21 protein-coding genes are annotated in these 18,930 nt (G+C 71.1%); 14 read left to right on the plus strand and 7 right to left on the minus strand.

The genetic code is table 11. The features are described from left to right. The first annotated feature begins 29 nt into the window (after positions 1-29). From ACRDTB_RS16945 to ACRDTB_RS16965, 5 genes are all read left to right on the plus strand, one after another. On the plus strand, positions 30-1,343 hold the full coding sequence (locus ACRDTB_RS16945) for a GDSL-type esterase/lipase family protein (protein WP_431431321.1): 1,314 nt from the start codon (positions 30-32) through the stop codon (positions 1,341-1,343). A gap of 77 nt (positions 1,344-1,420) precedes the next feature. Further along, a complete protein-coding gene (locus tag ACRDTB_RS16950; protein WP_431431323.1) occupies positions 1,421-2,659 on the plus strand; it encodes a cytochrome P450 in 1,239 nt (412 codons plus the stop codon). After that, positions 2,649-3,587, plus strand: a complete 939-nt coding sequence (locus ACRDTB_RS16955) for an alpha/beta hydrolase (protein ID WP_431431326.1) — start codon at positions 2,649-2,651, stop codon at positions 3,585-3,587. Before ACRDTB_RS16950 ends, ACRDTB_RS16955 begins: the two co-directional genes overlap by 11 nt. Next, positions 3,580-4,674, plus strand: a complete 1,095-nt coding sequence (locus ACRDTB_RS16960) for an alpha-hydroxy acid oxidase (protein ID WP_431431328.1) — start codon at positions 3,580-3,582, stop codon at positions 4,672-4,674. Before ACRDTB_RS16955 ends, ACRDTB_RS16960 begins: the two co-directional genes overlap by 8 nt. A 12-nt stretch (positions 4,675-4,686) precedes the next feature. Further along, positions 4,687-6,015, plus strand: a complete 1,329-nt coding sequence (locus ACRDTB_RS16965) for a PLP-dependent aminotransferase family protein (protein ID WP_431431329.1) — start codon at positions 4,687-4,689, stop codon at positions 6,013-6,015. A 56-nt stretch (positions 6,016-6,071) separates the two neighbouring features. Here ACRDTB_RS16965 and ACRDTB_RS16970 read toward each other — a convergent pair whose 3' ends face one another. Beyond that, positions 6,072-7,544, minus strand: coding sequence for a protein kinase domain-containing protein (locus ACRDTB_RS16970; protein ID WP_431431331.1), 1,473 nt, complete (start codon positions 7,542-7,544; stop codon positions 6,072-6,074). A 175-nt stretch (positions 7,545-7,719) separates the two neighbouring features. Here ACRDTB_RS16970 and ACRDTB_RS16975 point away from each other — a divergent pair, with 175 nt between their 5' ends. From ACRDTB_RS16975 to ligD, 4 genes are all read left to right on the plus strand, one after another. After that, on the plus strand, positions 7,720-8,070 hold the full coding sequence (locus ACRDTB_RS16975) for a YchJ family protein (RefSeq protein WP_431431378.1): 351 nt from the start codon (positions 7,720-7,722) through the stop codon (positions 8,068-8,070). A 73-nt stretch (positions 8,071-8,143) separates the two neighbouring features. Beyond that, on the plus strand, positions 8,144-9,724 hold the full coding sequence (locus ACRDTB_RS16980) for a WD40/YVTN/BNR-like repeat-containing protein (protein WP_431431333.1): 1,581 nt from the start codon (positions 8,144-8,146) through the stop codon (positions 9,722-9,724). Next, the gene (locus tag ACRDTB_RS16985) at positions 9,702-10,313 is read left to right on the plus strand and encodes a class I SAM-dependent methyltransferase (RefSeq protein WP_431431335.1); all 612 of its coding nucleotides are present in this window, start codon (positions 9,702-9,704) and stop codon (positions 10,311-10,313) included. Before ACRDTB_RS16980 ends, ACRDTB_RS16985 begins: the two co-directional genes overlap by 23 nt. After that, positions 10,306-11,313, plus strand: a complete 1,008-nt coding sequence (ligD, locus tag ACRDTB_RS16990; protein ID WP_431431337.1) for a non-homologous end-joining DNA ligase — start codon at positions 10,306-10,308, stop codon at positions 11,311-11,313. The genes ACRDTB_RS16985 and ligD overlap by 8 nt, the downstream gene beginning before the upstream one ends. Positions 11,314-11,346: 33 nt before the next feature. Here the strand turns inward: ligD and ACRDTB_RS16995 are convergent, their stop codons facing one another. Both ACRDTB_RS16995 and ACRDTB_RS17000 read right to left on the minus strand, forming a co-directional pair. After that, positions 11,347-11,976, minus strand: a complete 630-nt coding sequence (locus tag ACRDTB_RS16995; protein ID WP_431431340.1) for a class I SAM-dependent methyltransferase — start codon at positions 11,974-11,976, stop codon at positions 11,347-11,349. Between the two features lie 80 nt (positions 11,977-12,056). After that, positions 12,057-12,842, minus strand: a complete 786-nt coding sequence (locus ACRDTB_RS17000) for an HAD family acid phosphatase (RefSeq protein WP_431431342.1) — start codon at positions 12,840-12,842, stop codon at positions 12,057-12,059. A 179-nt stretch (positions 12,843-13,021) separates the two neighbouring features. On the opposite strand from ACRDTB_RS17000, the gene ACRDTB_RS17005 reads away from it, so the two are divergent. From ACRDTB_RS17005 to ACRDTB_RS17015, 3 genes are read left to right on the plus strand one after another with little or no spacing between them, the layout of a single operon-like run. Then, positions 13,022-13,447, plus strand: coding sequence for an SRPBCC family protein (locus tag ACRDTB_RS17005; protein WP_431431344.1), 426 nt, complete (start codon positions 13,022-13,024; stop codon positions 13,445-13,447). Next, complete coding sequence (locus tag ACRDTB_RS17010) at positions 13,444-13,764, plus strand: ArsR/SmtB family transcription factor (RefSeq protein ID WP_431431346.1); 321 nt, start codon at positions 13,444-13,446, stop codon at positions 13,762-13,764. Before ACRDTB_RS17005 ends, ACRDTB_RS17010 begins: the two co-directional genes overlap by 4 nt. Then, on the plus strand, positions 13,761-14,201 hold the full coding sequence (locus ACRDTB_RS17015; RefSeq protein WP_431431349.1) for an SRPBCC domain-containing protein: 441 nt from the start codon (positions 13,761-13,763) through the stop codon (positions 14,199-14,201). The genes ACRDTB_RS17010 and ACRDTB_RS17015 overlap by 4 nt, the downstream gene beginning before the upstream one ends. Positions 14,202-14,291: 90 nt before the next feature. Here ACRDTB_RS17015 and ACRDTB_RS17020 read toward each other — a convergent pair whose 3' ends face one another. From ACRDTB_RS17020 to ACRDTB_RS17030, 3 genes are all read right to left on the minus strand, one after another. Then, entirely contained in the window at positions 14,292-15,578 is a 1,287-nt protein-coding gene (locus ACRDTB_RS17020; RefSeq protein ID WP_431431352.1) for an SLC13 family permease, read from the minus strand. A 167-nt stretch (positions 15,579-15,745) separates the two neighbouring features. Continuing rightward, positions 15,746-16,204, minus strand: coding sequence for a CBS domain-containing protein (locus ACRDTB_RS17025; protein WP_431431353.1), 459 nt, complete (start codon positions 16,202-16,204; stop codon positions 15,746-15,748). 178 nt (positions 16,205-16,382) lie between these two features. Then, positions 16,383-16,553 (minus strand): hypothetical protein, encoded by a 171-nt coding sequence (locus ACRDTB_RS17030; RefSeq protein WP_431431355.1) that lies wholly within the window; start codon positions 16,551-16,553, stop codon positions 16,383-16,385. Between the two features lie 365 nt (positions 16,554-16,918). Between ACRDTB_RS17030 and ACRDTB_RS17035 the strand changes: the two genes are divergently transcribed. Both ACRDTB_RS17035 and ACRDTB_RS17040 read left to right on the plus strand, forming a co-directional pair. Next, on the plus strand, positions 16,919-17,761 hold the full coding sequence (locus ACRDTB_RS17035) for a HAMP domain-containing sensor histidine kinase (protein WP_431431357.1): 843 nt from the start codon (positions 16,919-16,921) through the stop codon (positions 17,759-17,761). After that, positions 17,758-18,423: a response regulator gene (locus tag ACRDTB_RS17040; protein ID WP_431431359.1), complete on the plus strand. Its 666-nt coding sequence runs from the start codon at positions 17,758-17,760 to the stop codon at positions 18,421-18,423. The genes ACRDTB_RS17035 and ACRDTB_RS17040 overlap by 4 nt, the downstream gene beginning before the upstream one ends. A gap of 130 nt (positions 18,424-18,553) precedes the next feature. Here the strand turns inward: ACRDTB_RS17040 and ACRDTB_RS17045 are convergent, their stop codons facing one another. After that, a complete protein-coding gene (locus tag ACRDTB_RS17045) occupies positions 18,554-18,841 on the minus strand; it encodes a hypothetical protein (protein ID WP_431431361.1) in 288 nt (95 codons plus the stop codon). Between the last annotated feature and the right edge of the window lie 89 nt (positions 18,842-18,930).

The raw sequence follows: 18,930 nt of genomic DNA on the forward strand, positions 1-18,930 counted from the left end.
TCTCGGTCGTTTTCTGGAGGTTCCACCGAATGACGATCCCAAAAAAGTGGCGATCGAGGTCGCTGATCGCCACGGGGCTGCTCACCGCAGTCGTCTCGACCGTGCTGGTCTCCACTGCCGGCGAAGCGGCCGAGCAGGGGGGCAGGGGCCACAAGTCCCCTGAGTGGGTAGGTACCTGGGCCACGTCCGTGACCCGGGGCAACGACTCGGGTTCGACCTTCGAGGGGTTGAACAACCAGAGCGTGCGCATGATCGTGCACACGTCCGTCGGGGGCGCCAAGGCCAGGATCCGGCTGACCAACATCCACGGCGAGCAGGCCGTCGAGGTCGGCCGTGCCACGGTCGCCAAGCCGAACACCTCGACGCCCGCGCTGTCCGACGTGGACCCCGCGACCACCACCGAGCTGCGCTTCAACGGCTCCGCGACGGCGGTCATCAACCGGGGCGCCGAGCTGGTCAGCGACCCGGTGGACCTGCGCGTGGCCGACGACCAGGACCTCGTCGTGAGCGTGTACTTCCCGACCCCGACCGGCCTGACGACGTTCCACTCGACGACCCGGCAGACCAACTTCGTCGGCGACGGTGACCTGGCGGCCACGCCCGGCGGCGAGGGCTACACCACCGAGCGGACCTGCTGTTGGTTCTTCCTGTCCGGCGTCGACGTGCTGCGCCCGGACGCGGGCGGCTCGGTCGGGGTCTTCGCGGACTCGATGGCCGACGGCCACGGCACGACGTTCAACGGCAACCTGCGCTGGCCCGACCAGTTGACCGACCGGCTGCTGCGGGTCCGGCACGGCGACGTCCCCGGCGTGCTGAACTTCGGCCTCGGCGGTTCGCGGCTCAACCACGAGGGCAATGAACCAGGCGACGGCGACTTCCCCGGCTTCTTCGAGCTCGGCACCAACGCGCTGGCCCGGATGAACGACGACGTGTTCTCCGAGACCGGGCTGCACACGGTGGTCGTGGACCTCGGCATCAACGATATCTGGATGAACAACGAGCCCGCCGACAAGATCATCGCATCGCTGCGACAGATCAACCAGCAGGCCCGCGCGCGCGACATCCAGGTGATCATGGGCACGCTCGGGCCGTTCAACGGTCTCGCGGTGCCGGAAGAGGTGTGGACCGAGGAGAAGGAGGCGACCCGCAACGCGGTCAACACCTACATCCGCGAGCACCGCTACGAGTTCGACGCGGTCGCCGACTTCGACAAGGTCCTCCGCGACCCGGCCGACCCGACGAAGCTGAAGCCGGAGTTCGACTCCGGTGACCACATCCACCCGAACGACGCCGGTTCGAAGGCGATGGCCGAGACCATCCCGCTGAACCTCATCGTTCGCTGACGGTGCGTGGTCCCGGTGGCGCCCCGGCGCGCCACCGGGACCCGTCACGTCCTGGCACGGAAGGACGAGAACGAGTAGTGGACGCCGACGCGATCGTCGCGGAGCTGTATACCGAGGCGGCCCGGCACGATCCGAACCCGTGGTACGCGAAGCTGCACGAGCTGGGCACCGTGTCGGCGCTCGACCCGAAGGCGCGGGTGTACGCGGCCGTCGCGAACGGCTTCGACGCCGTCGACGAGGTACTGCGAGACCCGCGCTTCCTCAAGGTCATCGGCCCGGCGGACAAGCTGGACCACCCGGTGCTCGCCACGTTGTCCCGCTCGATGATGTTCAGCCTGGAGCCGGACCACGGCCGGATGCGGCGGCTGTTCAACAAGATCTTCACCCCGCGCCGGGTGGCCGCCCTCGAGTCGGACCTGCTGCGCGCGATCGACGAGCTGCTCGACCGGATGGCCGAGCTCGGCGCCGGCGGAGGCGAGGTCGACTTCATCGGCGAGTTCGGCTACCTGTTCCCCACCAAGGTGATCGGGTTGCTGCTCCACCTGCCGGAGTCCGACCTCGCCTGGTTCCGTGAGCGGGCGCGGCGCATCGACCGGTACCTCGACCTCGGCGGCAAGAGCCCGGACCGGCTGCGGTCGGCCGACGACGCGGTGCTCGAGCTCACCGAGTACTACCTGCGCCTCATCGCCGAGCGGCGCGCGCGGCCCGGCACCGACCTGGTGAGCGACCTCGTCAAGCTGATCGACTCGGGCGACGACCGGCTCAGCGACACCGAGCTCGTCGCGAACCTCGTCGTCCTGCTGAACGCGAGCTTCGTGACGACCATGAACCTGCTCGGCAACGGGCTCCTGCCGCTGGTCGCCCGCCCCGAGCTGGTCGACCGGATGCGTGCCGACGCCGACTTCGCGTCACGCTGCGTCGAGGAGATCCTCCGCCACGACAGCCCGGTGCAGCTGCTGACCCGGGTGGCCGGCGACGACACCGAGCTCGCGGGCGTGCCCATCCCCAAGGACGGCATGATCATGGTGCTGCTCGGCGCGGCGAACCGCGACCCGCGTAAGCATGCCGACCCCGACGCGTTCGACCCGGACCGTGCCGACGTCGGCCATCTCAGCTTCGGTGGCGGCGGCTACTTCTGCCTCGGCGCCGCACTGTCCCGGTTGGAGGGCCGGCTCGCGTTTCCCAGGCTGTTCAGCCGGTTCCCCGACCTGGCTGTCGCGGGGGAGCCGATACGCGCGGACGGGTTCCTGCTGCGCGGGTACAGTGTCATCCCGGTGACGACCGGCGAGCCGCGGGGAGGCAGCGGTGCCGCTTGACCCACGGCTGGCCGAGCTGCGCAGGCAGCGCATCGAGGCGAACGTGACCCCGCTCTACGAGATGTCGCTCGCCGAGGCGCGGGCTGCCGACCTGGCGGACATCCGCGCGGGCGGCGGCCACGTCGAGCCGGTGCACCGCGTGGCGGACCGCACGTTTCCCGGGCCGGATGGCGAGCTGCCGGTCCGGATCTATCGTCCGGGCCACGATGGTCCACTTGCGACACTCGTGTACTTCTACGGCGGCGGCTGGACACTGGGCAGCATCGACACCTCCGACGGGGTCTGCCGCGCGCTCGCCAACGCCGCCGGCTGCCAGGTCGTGACCCCCGGCTACCGGCTCGCGCCCGAGCACCCGTTCCCGGCCGCCGTCGACGACTGCCTCGCGGCCGCGCGGTGGGTCGCCGCGGAGGCGGACGCGCTCGGTGGCGACCCGGCCCGGATCGCGGTCGGCGGGGACAGCGCGGGCGGCAACCTCGCCGCCGTGGTCTCGCAGCTCTCCCGCGACGGGGGCGGCCCGCCGCTCGCGGCGCAGCTGCTCGTCTACCCCAACACCTGCTACCACGCGGACACGGAGTCGTTGCGGGACAACGACGACCGCTGGATGTTCAACCGGCACTCGGTGGACTGGTACTGGCGCAACTATCTGTCCACTCCGGAGCACGGGCGTGACCCGCGGGTGTCGCCGCTGCTCGCCGAGGACCTGTCCGGGCTGCCCCCGGCGCTGGTCATCACCGCCGAGTACGACCCGCTGCGTGACGAGGGCGAGCGGTACGCCGACCGGCTGCGCGAGTCGGGCGTGCCGGTCGAGCTGACCCGCTACGACGGCATGGCGCACGGGTTCTTCACGATGTCGGGCGTGCTCGAGCCGGCCCGACAGGCCGTCGCGCAGGCGGCCGAGTACCTGCGGAAGAACCTGACCGATGGGTGAGACCGGCCCGCTGTGCCTGGCCGACATGGCGCGCCTTGCCGAGGCCGCGCTGCCGCCGGAGGTGTGGGACTACGTGTCCGGCGGCAGCGGGGCGGAGACGACGCTCGCCGCGAACCGGACGGCGCTCGACGACATCGCTCTGCTGCCCCGCGTGCTCGGCGGGTTCGCGCGCGCGTGCACCGGCTGCCGACTGCTGGCCACGGACGCGAGTATGCCGGTGGGCGTGGCACCGATGGCGTACCAGCGTCTGGTGCACCCGGATGGGGAACTCGCGGCCGCCGAAGCCGCGCGGGTGGCCGGGATCCCGTACGTGGTGAGCACGGTGGCCAGCATCCGGCTGGAGGAGATCGCGAACGTCGGCGCGGACATCTGGTTCCAGCTGTACTGGCAGCGCGACCGTGCCGTCGTGGAAGACCTGATCGCGCGTGCGGAGCAGGCGGGCTGCCAGGTGCTGATGCTGACCGTGGATCTGCCGATCCTGGGGAGGCGGCTGCGCGACATGCGCAACGCGTTCAGCCTGCCGGCCGACGTCGTCGCGGCCAACCTCGAGGGCGCGCCGAGCCGCGCGCACGACACGGTGACCGGCGAGTCGGCGATCGCCGCGCACGCGGCGGCCGCGTTCGAAGCCGGTCTCGGCTGGCCGGACATCGAGTGGCTGCGTGCGCGGACCTCGCTTCCGTTGGTGCTCAAGGGGATCCTCGACCCGCGGGACGCGGTGCTCGCGGTGGAGTCCGGAATGGACGGCGTCGTGGTGTCCAACCACGGCGGTCGCCAGCTGGACGGTGCGGCAGCGAGCATCGACGCGCTGCCGGCGGTCGTCAAGGCGGTCGGTGACGCGGTCGGCGACCGGTGCGAGGTGCTGCTCGACGGCGGCATCCGGTCGGGCACCGACATCCTGCGCGCGCTCGCGCTCGGCGCCCGCGGCGTGCTCGTCGGGCGGCCGATCCTGCACGGTCTCGCGGTCGACGGAGCGCGCGGTGCCGCCCAGGTACTGTCGCTGCTGGCGACCGAGCTCCGCGAGGCCATGACGCTCGCCGGCTGCGCGGACGTCGCGGCAGTCCGAGATCTGTCTACTGTGGAGTGTTGACGGGGGGAACGCATGAGCCTTGCCGAGAGCATCGACGCCGCGGACCTGAGTACGGCGGACCTGCACTCGTCGCTCGAGGATCCGGCGCTGAACTCGATGAACTTCCTCAACGAGGTCGCCAACCACTACCCGGACGCGATCTCGCTCGCCGCCGGCCGGCCGTACGAGGACTTCTACGAGGTCGACGCCCTGCCGCGGTACCTGTACACCTTCCACCGCCACCTCGTCGAGGAGCGCGGCTACGACGAGGCACAGGCTCGCCGCACGCTGTTCCAGTACGGGCGCACCAAGGGGATCATCCACGAGCTCGTCGCCGCCAACCTCGAGCTGGACGAGGGGATCGACGTGGACCCCGAGTCCATTGTGGTCACCGTCGGCTGCCAGGAGGCGATGGTCCTCACGCTGCGCGCGCTGCGGGCCGGACCGCGGGACGTGCTGCTCGCGGTGTCGCCGACCTACGTCGGGCTGACCGGGGCGGCCCGGCTCGTGGACATGCCGGTGCTGCCCGTGTCGGGCGGCGTGGACGGCATCGACCTCGACGAGCTGCGCACCACGATCCACCGGGCACGTGGCGAGGGACTGCGACCCCGCGGCTGCTACGTGATGCCGGACTTCGCGAACCCGTCGGGCATCAGCATGGACCTGCCGACCCGGCGCCGGCTGCTCGCGCTCGCGGAGGAAGAGGACGTCCTGCTGCTGGAGGACAACCCGTACGGACTGTTCTACGAGGTGCACTCCGCCGGACACCACCGGGTCCCCACGCTCAAGGCGATCGACGACCGCCGCCGGGTGGTGTACCTCGGCTCGTTCGCGAAGACCGTGCTGCCCGGCGCGCGGGTCGGCTACGTGGTGGCCGACCAGCGGGTGCGCGGCGCGGACGACACGGTGGGGCTGCTCGCCGACGAGCTGTCGAAGATCAAGAGCATGCTCACGGTGAACACGCCGGCACTCGCGCAGGCGATCGTCGCCGGCAAGCTGCTCGAGCACGACGGCAGCCTGGTGAAGGCGACCATGCGCGAGCGGGAGGTGTACGCGCGCAACAGGTCGGTCATGACCGGCGGCCTGGCGGCCCGCTTCGCCGGGCTCCCGGTCTCCTGGAACGTGCCCGGGGGCGGCTTCTTCGTCGTGGTGAACGTGCCCTTCCCGGTCGACGACGCGCTACTGGAGCGCTCGGCCCGGGACTACGGCGTGCTGTGGACGCCGATGCACCATTTCTACGACGGCGCCGGCGAGGTGCGGTCCCTGCGGCTGTCGTGCAGCACGGTCACCGCGGCCGACATCGAGCTCGGGCTCGACCGGCTGGCCGCGCTGGTGTCCGACGAGCTGGCCCGCCCGGGCTGACCGCCAGGAAGGACGCCTTCCGGACGCCCAGTGTCTGTAAGGCGTCCTTCCTGGCTTTACGCGACGTCGGTGCTGCGCAGGACCGCGACCCCGTCGATCAGCCAGCTCCCGCTCTGGTTCACCAGCTGGTAGCGGTGCCGCTCGAGTACCTTCCGGCCGCTCTCGAACGTGTAGTTCACGGTGACCTCGACGGTCGAGCCCCGCCCGGACGCCCCGGAGGCGCGCACCGAGCTGATCGAGGCCCAGTACCGCCGGTAGCCGTCCGGGCCGCCGGCGGGACTCTGCCGGAACCTCGGGGTGAGCCGGGTCCAGCCCGCGTCGGGGTCGCCGGGCATCAGCGCGTAGTAGCCGGTGACCGCGGCGACCGGGTTGCCGGGTGGCCGCGGGGTTGCCGGCGGGTTCTTCGCGGGCGGCGTGGCGGGCGTGGTCGCGGTGGTGGTCGTGGTGGTCGCGCCGGTCGTCGGCTCGGGCTGGGTGCCGGCCCGCTCGCCGTCCCCGGCCTGGGCGGTGGACGAGCTCGGCGCGGCGGTGCCGGCGGTCGGCTGGCCGGTGGTGTTGAGGACCACCACGGTCGTGGTCACCGCGACCAGCACGCAGACCAGGGCGAGCAGCGCGACGGCCCGGCGGCGCCGCGGCGTTCCGTCCCCGGTCGCCGGCGTGGTGGTCGGTGTCGCCGCGGGTGCGGCGGCCGGGGTCGCGGATCTGGTCGTGCCTCCGGCGGCGACGTCCTCGAGTGCCGCCCTCGCCTCCTCCATCGTGGGGCGCTGGTTCGGGTCGACGCTGAGCATCCGCACGAGGATGCCCGCGAGCGGGCCCGCCTGCGTGGGCGGGACCGTCGCGCCGGAGGCGATCCGATGCAGCAGCAGCATCGGGTTGTCGCTCGAACCGGCCGGCGAACGGCCCTCGACGGCGGTGTAGAGGGTGGCGCCGAGCGAGTACACGTCGGACGCGAACGTGACGTCCTTGCCCTGGGCCACCTCGGGAGCGAGGTACGCGGGCGTGCCGACGAAGGTGCCGGTCGCGGTGCCGGTGACGTCCTCGACCACGCGGGAGACGCCGAAGTCGGTGATCTTCACGGTGCCGCTGTCGCCGACCAGGACGTTGCCCGGCTTCACGTCCCGGTGCACCACGCCCGCGGCGTGCGCGGCGGCCAGCGCCGCCGCGGCCTGGGCTCCGATCCGGGCGGTCTCCTCCGGTGGCAGCGTGGCGACCTCGGCCAGCCGCTTGGACAGGCTCGTCGACGGCAGGTACTCCATGACCAGGTACGGCCGGCCGTCGTCCTCGATCACGTCGTACACGGTGATCAGCTGCGGGTGGTGGAGCTTGGCCGCGATCCGGCCCTCGCGCATGGTGCGCCGCCGGATCTCCTCCAGCCGCGCCTGCTCCAGGCTCGGCGGCAGGATGACCTGCTTCACCGCCACGGTCCGGCGCAGCCGCTCGTCGTGGGCCTGCCAGACCACGCCCATGCCACCACCGCCGAGCCGTTCGCCCAGGCGGTAGCGGCCCGCGACGATCTGGTCAGCACTCATCGATACACCCCGTTCGATCCCACCCGTACGGGTTATTGCATCACGCGCCAAAACTGTTACTGGCGGCGGTCGGATGCCATCGCGACGCGGGTCACCGTCACGGTGTCGGGCGCGGCCGGCCGGCGGCGGGGAGCAGAATGGCGCGGTGCCTCGAACCGACGCGTGCCCGTGCGGCATGGGTGAGCCCGTCGTCGCCTGCTGCGGCCGGCTGCACTCCGGCCGGACGAGCGCGGCGACGGCCGAGCAGCTGATGCGCTCGCGGTACAGCGCCTTCGCCCTCGGCGAGGAGGCCTACCTGCTGGCCTCGTGGCACTCGTCGACCCGCCCGAAGCACGTACGGCTCGACCCGGCGCGGGAGTGGACGCGGCTGGAGATCCTCGACCGCACGGGCGGCGGGCCGTTTCACTCCGAGGGCACCGTCGAGTTCCGCGCGCACCACCGGCTCGGCGGCCGGGCCGGCGTGGTGCACGAGAACAGCAGGTTCGTCCGGGAGGACGGCGCCTGGCGGTACGTGGCGGCGGTATGAACCGCTCGAGGCGCGGCCGTTCCGGTCCGGGGTGGTGCTTGTGCGTTACCGGCCGCTGTAGGAGCCTGACGCGGTGAGCACCGCGGACTGGTTCGTCGAGTTCTACGGGCGAAACCATCGCGAACTGCTGCTCACCGCCCACGCGCTGCTCGAGGACGCCGCGGCGGCGGAGGAGGTCACCCGCGAGGCGTTCGCACTCGCCCACGAGCGCCGCGCCCGGCTGGAGCGGGCGGAGAGCCCGCAGGAGTGGGTCCGGACGGTGGTGGTCCGGCTGGCCCGCCGCCGGCTGCGCTGGCGGGCCAGCCGAACCATGCTCGACCACCTGCGCCGCCGCGAGCCGTCCGCCGGCCGGGACCGAGCGACCGTGCGACGGCTGCACGACCTCGCGGGCCTCTCCGCGGACACCATAGCCTCCATTGTGGACATTCCGGTTGCGACGGTCGAGGCCCACCTGGCCGACGCCGGACCGGTGTCCTGGGCGAGCGTGCGGCAGCCGAGCGTGACCCGCGTGCTCGAACGGTCCCGGCAGCGCGGGACCCGCCGGCGCATGCTCGCGGGCGCGGCGGTGGCGGTCCTGGTGCTGGCCGTCGCGGTCCCGCTGCTGCGTGTCGAGGAGGATCCGACGCGGTCGGCACCGGTCCTGCCGTCGACGCCGACCGGGCCCGCGCCGCTGGAGAGCAACGACATGATCTACGGCGTGGTGTTCGCCGACGCCCGGCACGGCTACGCCATGCACGCCACCACCTGCGAGCAGGAGACCTGCGCCATGGAGCTGCTGGCGACCGACGACGGCGAGCACTGGTCGTCGCGGTCGGTGCCGAGGGCGGGTGCGCCGCCGAAGGCGGTCGGCGTGGTCACCGCGCTCGGCCCGGACGAGGTCGCCGTCGACTGGCTCATGCGGGAAGACACGCAACCGGTGGCCCGGGTGCACAGCACCGACGGCGGCCGGACGTGGGAGCGGGTGTCGGCCGCGGTGCGAGGCAGCGTGCGGGAAATCCCGCCCGGCGCGACCCTGCGGCCGCGATGCCTACGGCCCGTGCAACGGTGCCGAGGGTCGCAGGTCGTCGTGGTGCGGCCGGGCACGGGGGAGTCCGCGTGGCTCGCGGGACTGCCCCGGCTGCTGAGCCCGTTCCCGGGGGACGTGCCGGCCGGCGGCGAGTACTGGTGGGTGGCCGGCCTCGACCCGGGCACTCGGCGGCCGGTGGTGGCCCTGAGCCGGGACGGTCGCACGTGGACGACGGCGAGGTTGCCGTGGCGCGGTGAGACCGAGGACCAGATGTGGTCCGTGGTGGCCAACGGCGACACGCTGTACGCGGCGGTCCGCGGTGAGCAGGGCGACAGCGAGTACGGCCTGCTGGCGATCTTCCGCAGCACGGACGGCGGCCGGTCGTGGACGCGGACCGGCGGCCGGATGCCGGACACGTCCGCGGGACAGCTCGTGGCGGCGGCCGACGGCACGCTCGTCGTCACCACCGGGAGCGGGGCGACGCTGGTCAGCCGGGACGGCGGCCGCACGTTCACCAGGTCCGACCAGCGCCTCGACGGCTACGTGTACTGGACCCGGGCCGGCTACGTGACGAGCGTGATTCCCGGCGGCCCGATCCTGTTCTCCGCCGACGGCGTGCACTGGCGTGAGCTGGCGCTGCGTCCTTGACCGATGGACCCGCTCGACGAGCAGAAGGTGTACTACCGCCAACGGGCGGAGAAGTACGACGAGTGGTGGTTCCGGGGAGGTCGTGGAGCTCGCGTGCGGCACCGGACTGTGGACGCGCCGGCTGATCCAGCACGCCGGCCACGTGACGGCAGTCGACTCGTCCACGGAGATGATCGCGCGCAACCGGGCGCGCGTGCGCGGGCCGGTCACCTACGTCCACGCCGACGTCTTCGCCTGGACACCGCCCGCCGGCCGGTTCGACGTTTGCTTCTTCGGGTACTGGCTCTCGCACGTCCCCGCGGACCGGCTGGCGGCGTTCTGGGCGACGGTCGGCACCGCGCTGCGTCCCGGCGGTCGGGTGTTCCTCGTCGACAGCTACCACCCCGAGCCGCTCGCCGGTCACACGCAGGAGCGGGTGCTGGGCGACGGCCGGCGGTTCACGGTCGTCAAGCGCTTCTGGCAGCTGGAGGAGCTCACCGCCGCGGCGGCCGGGCTCGGCTGGGCACTCGACGTCCGCGTGACCAGGCACGGCGCGATCCTCTACGGCTCCGGCGGCCGGGCGCAGCGGGTACCGTCGTCCCGTGGCTGAGGACGTCGAGGTGCTCGAGGTGGCCGGGCGCGCGGTGCGGATCACCAACCCGGGCAAGGTGTTCTTCCCCGAGCGCGGCGAGACGAAGCTGGACCTCGCCCGCTACTACCTGGCGGTGGCCGGGCCGCTGCTGGCGGCGATGGGCGGGCGGCCGGTGCTGCTGCAGCGCTTTCCCAACGGAGTGGGCGGGTCGTCGTTCTTCCAGAAGCGGGTCGCGCCGACGAAGGCCGACCCGTGGCTGACGACGTCGCGTGTGTCCACGCCGAACGGCACGACGGCCGACGCGCTGGTGGCCGTCGACCTCGCGCACGTGCTGTGGGCGGTGAACATGGGCTGCCTCGGCTTCCACGTCTGGCCGAACACCGCCGCCGACCCCGAGCACGCCGACGAGCTGCGCATCGACCTCGACCCCGGCCCGGGGGTCACGTTCGCGATGATCCAGGAGGGCGCGGCGGAGACGAAGGCCCTGCTCGACGGGCTCGGCGTGGCGAGCTTTCCGAAGACCACCGGCAACCGCGGCATCCACGTGTACGTCCGGCTGGAGCCGAGGTGGGACGGCTACGCGGTGCGGGCCGCTGCGGTCGCCGTGGCCCGCGAGCTGGAGCGGCGGCGGCCGGACCTGCTGACCGCGGCGTGGTGGAAGGAGGAGCGGGGGAGCCGGGTGTTCGTGGACTTCAACCAGAACGCGCCGCACAAGACGGTGTTCGGTGCGTGGAGCGTGCGCGCCAACCCGCACGGCCAGGTGTCCACCCCGTTCGCCTGGGACGAGCTGGCGTCGGTCGAGCCGCGCGAGCTGACCCTCGCGACCGTGCCCGCCCGCGTCGCCGAGCGCGGTGACCCGTGGGCCACGATGTCCGCCGAGTCCCTGGAACCGCTGTTGGCCCTGCACGAGCGGGACATGGCCGACGGCCTGATGGACGCCCCCTGGCCACCGGTCTACCCGAAGATGCCCAACGAGCCGCCGCGGGTCGCCCCCAGCCGCGCGCGCAAGGAACCCTGAGCCCTCATCGCTCGACCCGGTCAGCTCGACCGGTCAGCTCGGCTTGCGGGCGACGAGTCGTTCCACGAGCCCGACCTTGAAGCGCTCCCGCTCCGCGACGTCGAGCCCACGCGCCACGACGGTCAGGTACGGCCGCCGCCGGAAGTGCTCGCCGGCGAGGGGGACTGTCGCCCGCTCCAGCAGCCACTGCACCACGCGGACCGGCCAGGTGGAGCTCACCACGTGATCGACGAGGATCAGCCGGCCACCGGGGCGCAGTACCCGCACCATCTCGTCGAGCGCCGTGTCGGCGTCGGGGATCGCGCAGAGGCCGAACGTGCACACCGCGGTGTCGAACGACGCGTCCTCGAACGGCAGCGCGTGCGCGTCGCCCTGCCGCAACGTCACCGCCCGGCCCAGCTCGTCGGCTCGGCGCCGGGCGAGCTCGAGCATCGCGTCGCTCAGGTCGGTGCCCGTGACCGTGGCGTCCGCCGGGTAGTGCGGCAGGTTCAGGCCGCTGCCGACGGCGACCTCGAGCACCGCCCCGCTCGCCCGCGAGCACGCCCACTGGCGCGAGTCGCCGAACAGCCGGCGGTCCCAGACCGCCATCGTCCGGTCGTAGCTGCCGGCCTGCTTGTCCCAGTACCGCCGCCACCGTGCCGTACGTTTCGATGTGCCTGTCATGTGCCCCTCCGCGACCGGGGGCGGCCAGGCGGCCGCCCCCGCCATATCATCGCCTCGGGGTATTCGGTCGGGGTATTCGGTCAGGGTATGAAGTACATCGGGTTCGGGAGCTTGACCGTGTTCTCCGCGTGGCCGCCCTCGAGGTCGCTGAGCTGGTCGCCCATGTTGACCACGATCGTCACATCGTAGGCGTCCTCGAGGTGGGTGCGGGCGCTCGACTTGTACTCGACCGTCGTGCACTCCAGGCCGCAGGGCAGCCAGTCGGGCGGGTTCTCGTCGGGCTTGAGGACCGCCTCCGTCGGCGTGGGGTAGCCCCCGCTGGCCAGGTTCTTGAGCGTCACCGAACGCAGCTCCTCATGGCGACCGGTCACGAAGAAGACCTCGACCCCGTTCTGCGCGGCGAAGTTGGCGAACTCCACGGTGGGCTCGATCGCCGGGAACTCCCCGTTCTTGATGGCCTCGTCGAACCTCTCCGGGTCGTAGCCGAAGTCGTGGTCGGCGTTGTGCCCGTAGGTGAGCTCGGAGGTGTCGTCGACGTCGAGCACGATCGCGGGGTTGCGGACGTCCTGGTCCAGTGCGCGCTGCAGGTCGCGGCGGGCCTTGTCGATCTGTCGGGCGGTGTCCTCGGCCCAGTCGCTGTCCGGCGACGCGTGGTGATGCCCGTCCTCGTCCTCGACGTCGCCGTAGTACTCCAGGATCTCGGTCTTGACCAGCCCGAGGTTCGTGGGCTCCGGACCGCCGCCGGGCCGGCCGTCCGATGTGGACACAGGCTCGCCGGCCCACGCGTAGGCTCCGCCGGCCAGTAGCGCCGCCGCGGCGGCTACGCCGGTGATCTTGGTGACTGTGGACATCCGTGGGCGTTTCATGTTCCCCGACTCCCGATTGATTCATGTGGACCCAGGGAACCTAGGCAAGAACCCGCGTTTTTCCAACCCCCGATTAGTCCGAAGTACACACCGTTTGGCGATCGGAAAGAGGGGCTGGCCCATCGGTAACCCCAGTGTTACGGTAACGGCCCGTTTACCGAACCTGTGATGGAGAGACGATGAAGGTCTACGAGTCGAGCGCACGCATCAACGCGACCCCCGACCGGGTCTGGTCGGTCCTGTCCGACGGCGCCCGCTGGGCGGACTGGGAGTCCGGGGTCGAGCGGGTCGAGGGCCGCATCGCCGAGTCCGCCAAGCTGAAGATCTACTCCGAGGCGAGCCCCGGCCGGGCGTTCCCGCTGAAGGTCACGGGGATCGAGCCGGCCCGCGGGATGACCTTCGCCGGCGGGATGCCGCTCGGGCTGTTCCGCGGGGTGCGCCGCTACACGCTGCGACCCATGTCGGACGGCGTCACCGAGTTCACCATGCGCGAGGAGTACACCGGCCCACTGCTGCCCCTGATCTGGCGGTCGATGCCCGACCTGCAGCCGTCGTTCGACAAGTTCGCGAACGGGTTGAAGCAGCGGGTGGAGACCGGGACATGACCGGCTCGGGTGCCGCGCTGGACGCCCTCGGCGACCCGAACCGGCGCGAGATCCTGCGGCTGCTCGCCGGCGGCGGGCGGTCGGTGCAGGAGATCGCCGACCGGTTGCCGATCAGCCGGCCGGCGGTGTCGCGGCATCTGAAGCTGTTGCGGGGCGCGGGTCTGGTGGTGGAGGAGCCGCGCGGCACCCGGCGCGTCTACCGTCTGCACGACGACGGGGTGCGCGCGGTCGAGGAGTACCTGCGGCAGGTGTGGGGATCGGTCGCCACCCGGTTCAGGATGGCGGCGGAGAACCTGCCCGAGGCGGAGGAGCGATGATCGAGCCATTGCGGATGTCGTTCGAGGTCGGCTGCGGCCAGGCGCACGCGTTCGACGTGTGGACGAACCGGATCGACCTGTGGTGGCCCGCCGACCACACCGCGACCGGCGAGGACGGCCTGGTGGTCACGCTCGAGCCACGGGTCGGCGGCCGGATCTTCCAGCGTGACCCGGCCGGCGTGGAGATCGACTGGGGCGAGGTGACCGAGTTCGCGCCGCCGGACCGGCTGGCCTACCGCTGGCACCCGCGCCGCGACCGCGCGGACGCGACGGACGTGCGGATCCGGTTCGTCCCGGTGGAGCCGGGCCGGACCCGCGTCGACATCGAGCACGAGGGCTGGGAGCGCCTCGGCGCGGACGGCCCGGTCTGGCGGGAGCGCAACCAGCAGGGCTGGGCGACGCTGCTGCCGCACTTCGTCAGCGCCGCGAGCGCCTAGACCCGAGCCCGGCAGCGCCACCCTGTGCGGATGACCGTGCCAGTGCGGCATCGCCCCACTACGACAGACCCTGGCAGAACCATCCGTAGTTCACGTGAAGTAGCGCAGCCAGACGTACCCCCAGGCCATCGCGGTGCTCAGCAGGGTGACGACGATGCCGTACTTGGTGAACTGCCAGAAGGTGATGGCATGTCCGGTGCGGGCGGCGATGCCGATGGCGACGACGTTGGCGCTGGCGGCGACCGCTGTGCCGTTACCACCGAAGTCGGCTCCCAGTGCGAAGGACCACCACAGGGCCTGTCCGGTCCTGTCGCCGGGAATCTCGGCGACCATGTCCTCGACGATGGGGGTCATGGTGGCGACGTAGGGGATGTTGTCGAAGAACGCGCCGAGCGCGCTCGACCCGAACAGCAGTGAGGTCGCCGCGAGGAAGTGGTTGTCCCCGAAGGCCTGCGTCGTCCAGGAGCCGACAGTCTCGATGACACCGGTGTGCGCGAGCCCGGCGACCATGACGAACAGACCCATGAAGAACGCGAGTGTGGGCCATTCGACCTCCGCGAGCACGTCGGACACGTCGGCGCGGGTGACCATGAGCATGAGGCCGGCGCCGACGAGGGCGACGATCGCGGGATCGAGATCGACCACGGCGTGCAGGCCGAAGCCGATCACCACGCCGCCGAACACGATCAGACAGCGGCGCAGCATGGCCATGTCGGTGATGGCCCGCCGTTCCTGCAACGCCATCACCGCGGCCACGTGCTTGGGGTGGTACTGGAAGGACTTGCGGAACAGCACCCTGGTGAACAGCACGAACGCGATGAAGACGACGGTCACGGCGGGTGCCATGTGGATGAGGAAGTCGGTGAAGGTCAGTCCGGCGCGGCTGCCGATGATGATGTTCGGAGGGTCTCCGATCAGGGTGGCCGCGCCACCGATGTTCGAGGCGAGGATCTCGGCGATCAGGTAGGGCTGGGCGGAGACACGCAGCCGATCGCAGATGACCACCGTCACCGGGGCGACGAGCATGATCGTGGTGACGTTGTCCAGGAACGGGGAGGCGACCGCGGTGATCGTCATGAGCATCACCATCAGGCGGTACGGCTGTCCCTTGGCCTTCTTGGCCGCCCAGATGGCGAGGTAGTCGAACACCCCGGTCTGCTTGACGACGCCGACGATGATCATCATGCCGAAGAGCAGGAAGATGACGTTCCAGTCGATGCCGGCGTGTTCGGAGAAGAACACCTCCGCGCCGGGGATCAGTCCCAGCACGGCCATCAGGCCGGAGGCGACCAGTACGACTTTGACTTTGTTCGATTTCTCCGTGGCGATGTAGAAGAACGCCACCACGAAGATCGTCAGTGCGAGGATCGCGTTCACTGCGTGAGACCCGGCGGCCCGGTGCGCTCGACGGTGTGTGGGGTGTGACGGCAGGGCGCGTCAGGCGCGACGGTACGAGGGCACACCGAAGGGACCTCCGAGCGAATGGGCGTCGCCACCGGCGGTGGTCACGCCGGCGGCGACTTCGACAGGTGGCTAGGTGGCCGTTACTCGTCTGCGCCGAACACGGCGAGGCTCGTGATCAGCCGTTCGAGGGTGATGGCGCCGACGAGCACGCCGGCGTCGTCGACCACGGCGACGAGCGGGGTGTGCTGCCGGGCCATCAGCGCGGCGACCTCGAGCAGGGTCGCATCGGAGCGCACCGTCACGGGCTTGGTGGGCTGACGGGGTGCGCAGTCACCGACGGTCCGGTCGGCCAGCTCCAGCCAGAAGCGGTCCGCGTGGTCCTCGTCGATCGCCCGAACGAGCGCCGGGTCCTCCTGGTAGGAGCCAGGCACCGCGAGGCGCAGCACCTGGGTGCCGGGCAGCACCGTCCACGGCCGGGAGCGATCGTCCACGACGACGAGTCCCGGCAGCCGGCTCACCGCCATCACCCGGACGGCCTGCGCAACGGGATCGTTGACGGTGACCGTTGGGATGTGGATGGCGATGTCGCGTGCCTGCATGGCATCAGCCCGTTCAATGTGCGGGGCCGGCTGCGGTGTGGACATGTCGCGATGCCTCCGTTCTCAGCGGGCCGTCCGTGGTCGGCTTCAGTCTCTGCGGCCGGCAGGTCCGCGACCATCGGGGACAGCACCCATCCCCGCGGGGGCGTGACATGTAGAGGCGGCTGGTCAGCAACGATCAGCGATGGTCGCTGATGCCGATGAGTCCCGCCAGGATGAGGCCGGCTGCGATGAGCAGTCCGTTGGGCACGGCGATACCGGCGACCATGAGGGGCAGGGCGATCGCGATCAGTAGCCAGGCCGTTCGTCGCGAGGTGCGCGGGTTGCGTCGCCGGTCGCTCCGGGGCATGGGTACCTCCTCGTCCCGGCCCGGTCGCGGCGGGCCAGCGGTGTCGAGTGGTGTCGAGCAGCGGTCGAGACCCTCGCGTCTCACGATCGGTTCCGGGTGCGGCGCCCACCATCCGTGGCCGACCTCATTCCCGCCCGGGTGGGATGGCCTCGCGTGGGGGAACATGGGTGGTGCCCCGGATGGACAGGCGACGGATTCCTCGCCACCCTCGCAGGTGTGGGGTGTGGTGAAGCCGACCGAGGGGAGGAGCGCACGTGTCCCTGTTCGGGCGGATCTTCCTGCTGAATGCCGCGGTGCTCAGCGCGGCCACCACGCTGTTGCTGTTGGGGCCGGTCACGGTGTCGACACCGGCACTGTTCACTGAGGTGCTGATCCTGGTGACGGGACTGGCGGTGGTGCTGGTCGCCAATGCCGTGCTGCTCCGGGTCGGGTTGGTCCCGCTGAAACGGCTCACCCGCGCGATGACGACCATCGACCTGCTGCGTCCCGGGCCCCGGTTACCCGCCGAGGGGCACGGCGAGATCGCCGAGCTCATCAGGACTTTCAACACCATGCTCGACCGGTTGGAGACCGAACGCGGCTTCAGCGCCGCGCGTGCCCTGTCCGTGCAGGAGGCTGAGCGTCGCCGCATCGCCCAGGAACTGCACGACGAGGTGGGGCAGTCGCTCACCGCCGTGCTGCTCGGGCTCAAACGGGTCGCTGATGACGTGCCCGCACCGGTGCGCGACGAACTGCTCCAAGTACGGGAGGCGACCCGCAGCACCCTCGACGAGATCCGCCGCATCGCCCGCAGGCTGCGCCCCGGCGTGCTGGAGGAACTGGGACTGATCAGCGCCCTGAAGGCCTTGGCGTCCGAGATCGCCGACCATGCCGACCTCACGGTGCGGCGCAGGTTCGACAAGGGCCTGCCGCGGCTCGACGACGAGGTCGAACTCGTCATCTACCGCGTCGCGCAGGAAGGCCTTACCAACACACTCCGGCACGCTCGAGCCGAACATGTCGAACTGATGCTGCGCGCGACACGGGACGGTGTCGAGCTGTGCGTCCGCGACGATGGCCGCGGGCTCGACGGCGCGGCCGAAGGGGCCGGGATCACCGGGATGCGCGAACGCGCGCTGCTGATCGGCGCACAGCTCACGGTCGGCCCCGTCCCCAACTCGGGTACCGAGGTGCGGCTCGTCGTGCCGGTCGCGAAGGAGAGCCGATGACATCCCCTGGCATGGACAAGGTGCGCATCTTGCTGGCCGACGACCACGCCCTGGTCCGGAGAGGAGTCCGGCTGATCCTCGACAACGAGCCGGACCTGACCGTGGTCGCAGAGGCGGGCGACGGCGCGGACGCCATCGCCAAGGCGCGGGCTCACGAACCGGACCTGGCCATCCTCGACATCGCGATGCCGCGGCTGACCGGGCTGCAGGCGGCACGCGAGCTGTCCCGTCTTCAACCCGACCTGCGCATCCTCATCCTGACGATGTACGACAACGAGCAGTTCTTCTTCGAGGCACTCAAAGCCGGTGCCTCCGGCTACGTCCTCAAGTCCGTCGCCGACCGCGACCTGGTCGAGGCGTGCCGTGCGGCGATGCGCGGCGAGCCGTTCCTTTACCCCGGTGCGGTCACCTCTCTCATCCGCAACTACCTCGACCGCGCACGCGACGGCGACGGCATTCCCGCCAGGACGATCACCGACCGCGAGGAGGAGATCCTCAAACTCGTCGCCGAAGGCCACTCCTCGAAGGAGATAGCCGACCTGCTGTTCATCAGCGCGAAGACCGTCGAGCGGCACCGGGCGAACCTGCTGCAGAAGCTTGGCCTGCGGGACAGGCTGGAACTCACCCGCTACGCGATCCGCGCCGGACTGATCGAACCCTAGATCGGGAGTCTCGAGCACCCACACCGACACCGGTGTTGACGATGCGCGACTCGGTGCCGGGGCTGGCAACTCGCTCATGTCAGCACCAGCGCAGCGTTCGCCACGGGGTCGCTCACCCGCTCACCCGACGTCAACCGGTGAGCTGTGGCCGAAGCGTCGCACCGCCTTGCTCATCCCCGTTCCTGGCGACCGCGTCGACTCGTCGTTCGAGCTCGGCAAGCCGGTCCATGATCGACCGGCTGTGCAGGACATCGGCGAGCAGATCGGATTCGTCCTGTTCCAGCACGATGGTCTGTGATGGAGTGTCCTGGTCTTCGGACCCGAAGACGACGAGGCCGTGTTTGCTGCCCTCCACCAGCACACCGAACCGCTGCCCGCTGCGTGTGGTGAAGTGATGCATGGTGCCGACACCCGGCACGGTCGTGCGGACAATCTCCACGTCGCAGGCACCTCCTACGCCCGGCCGACGCGTTCGCGAGTACGCCGTACCCGCAGCGGGCCGGTCCC

The organism is Actinophytocola sp. (genome assembly GCF_050699935.1).
Taxonomy (GTDB): Bacteria; Actinomycetota; Actinomycetes; order Mycobacteriales; family Pseudonocardiaceae; genus Actinophytocola.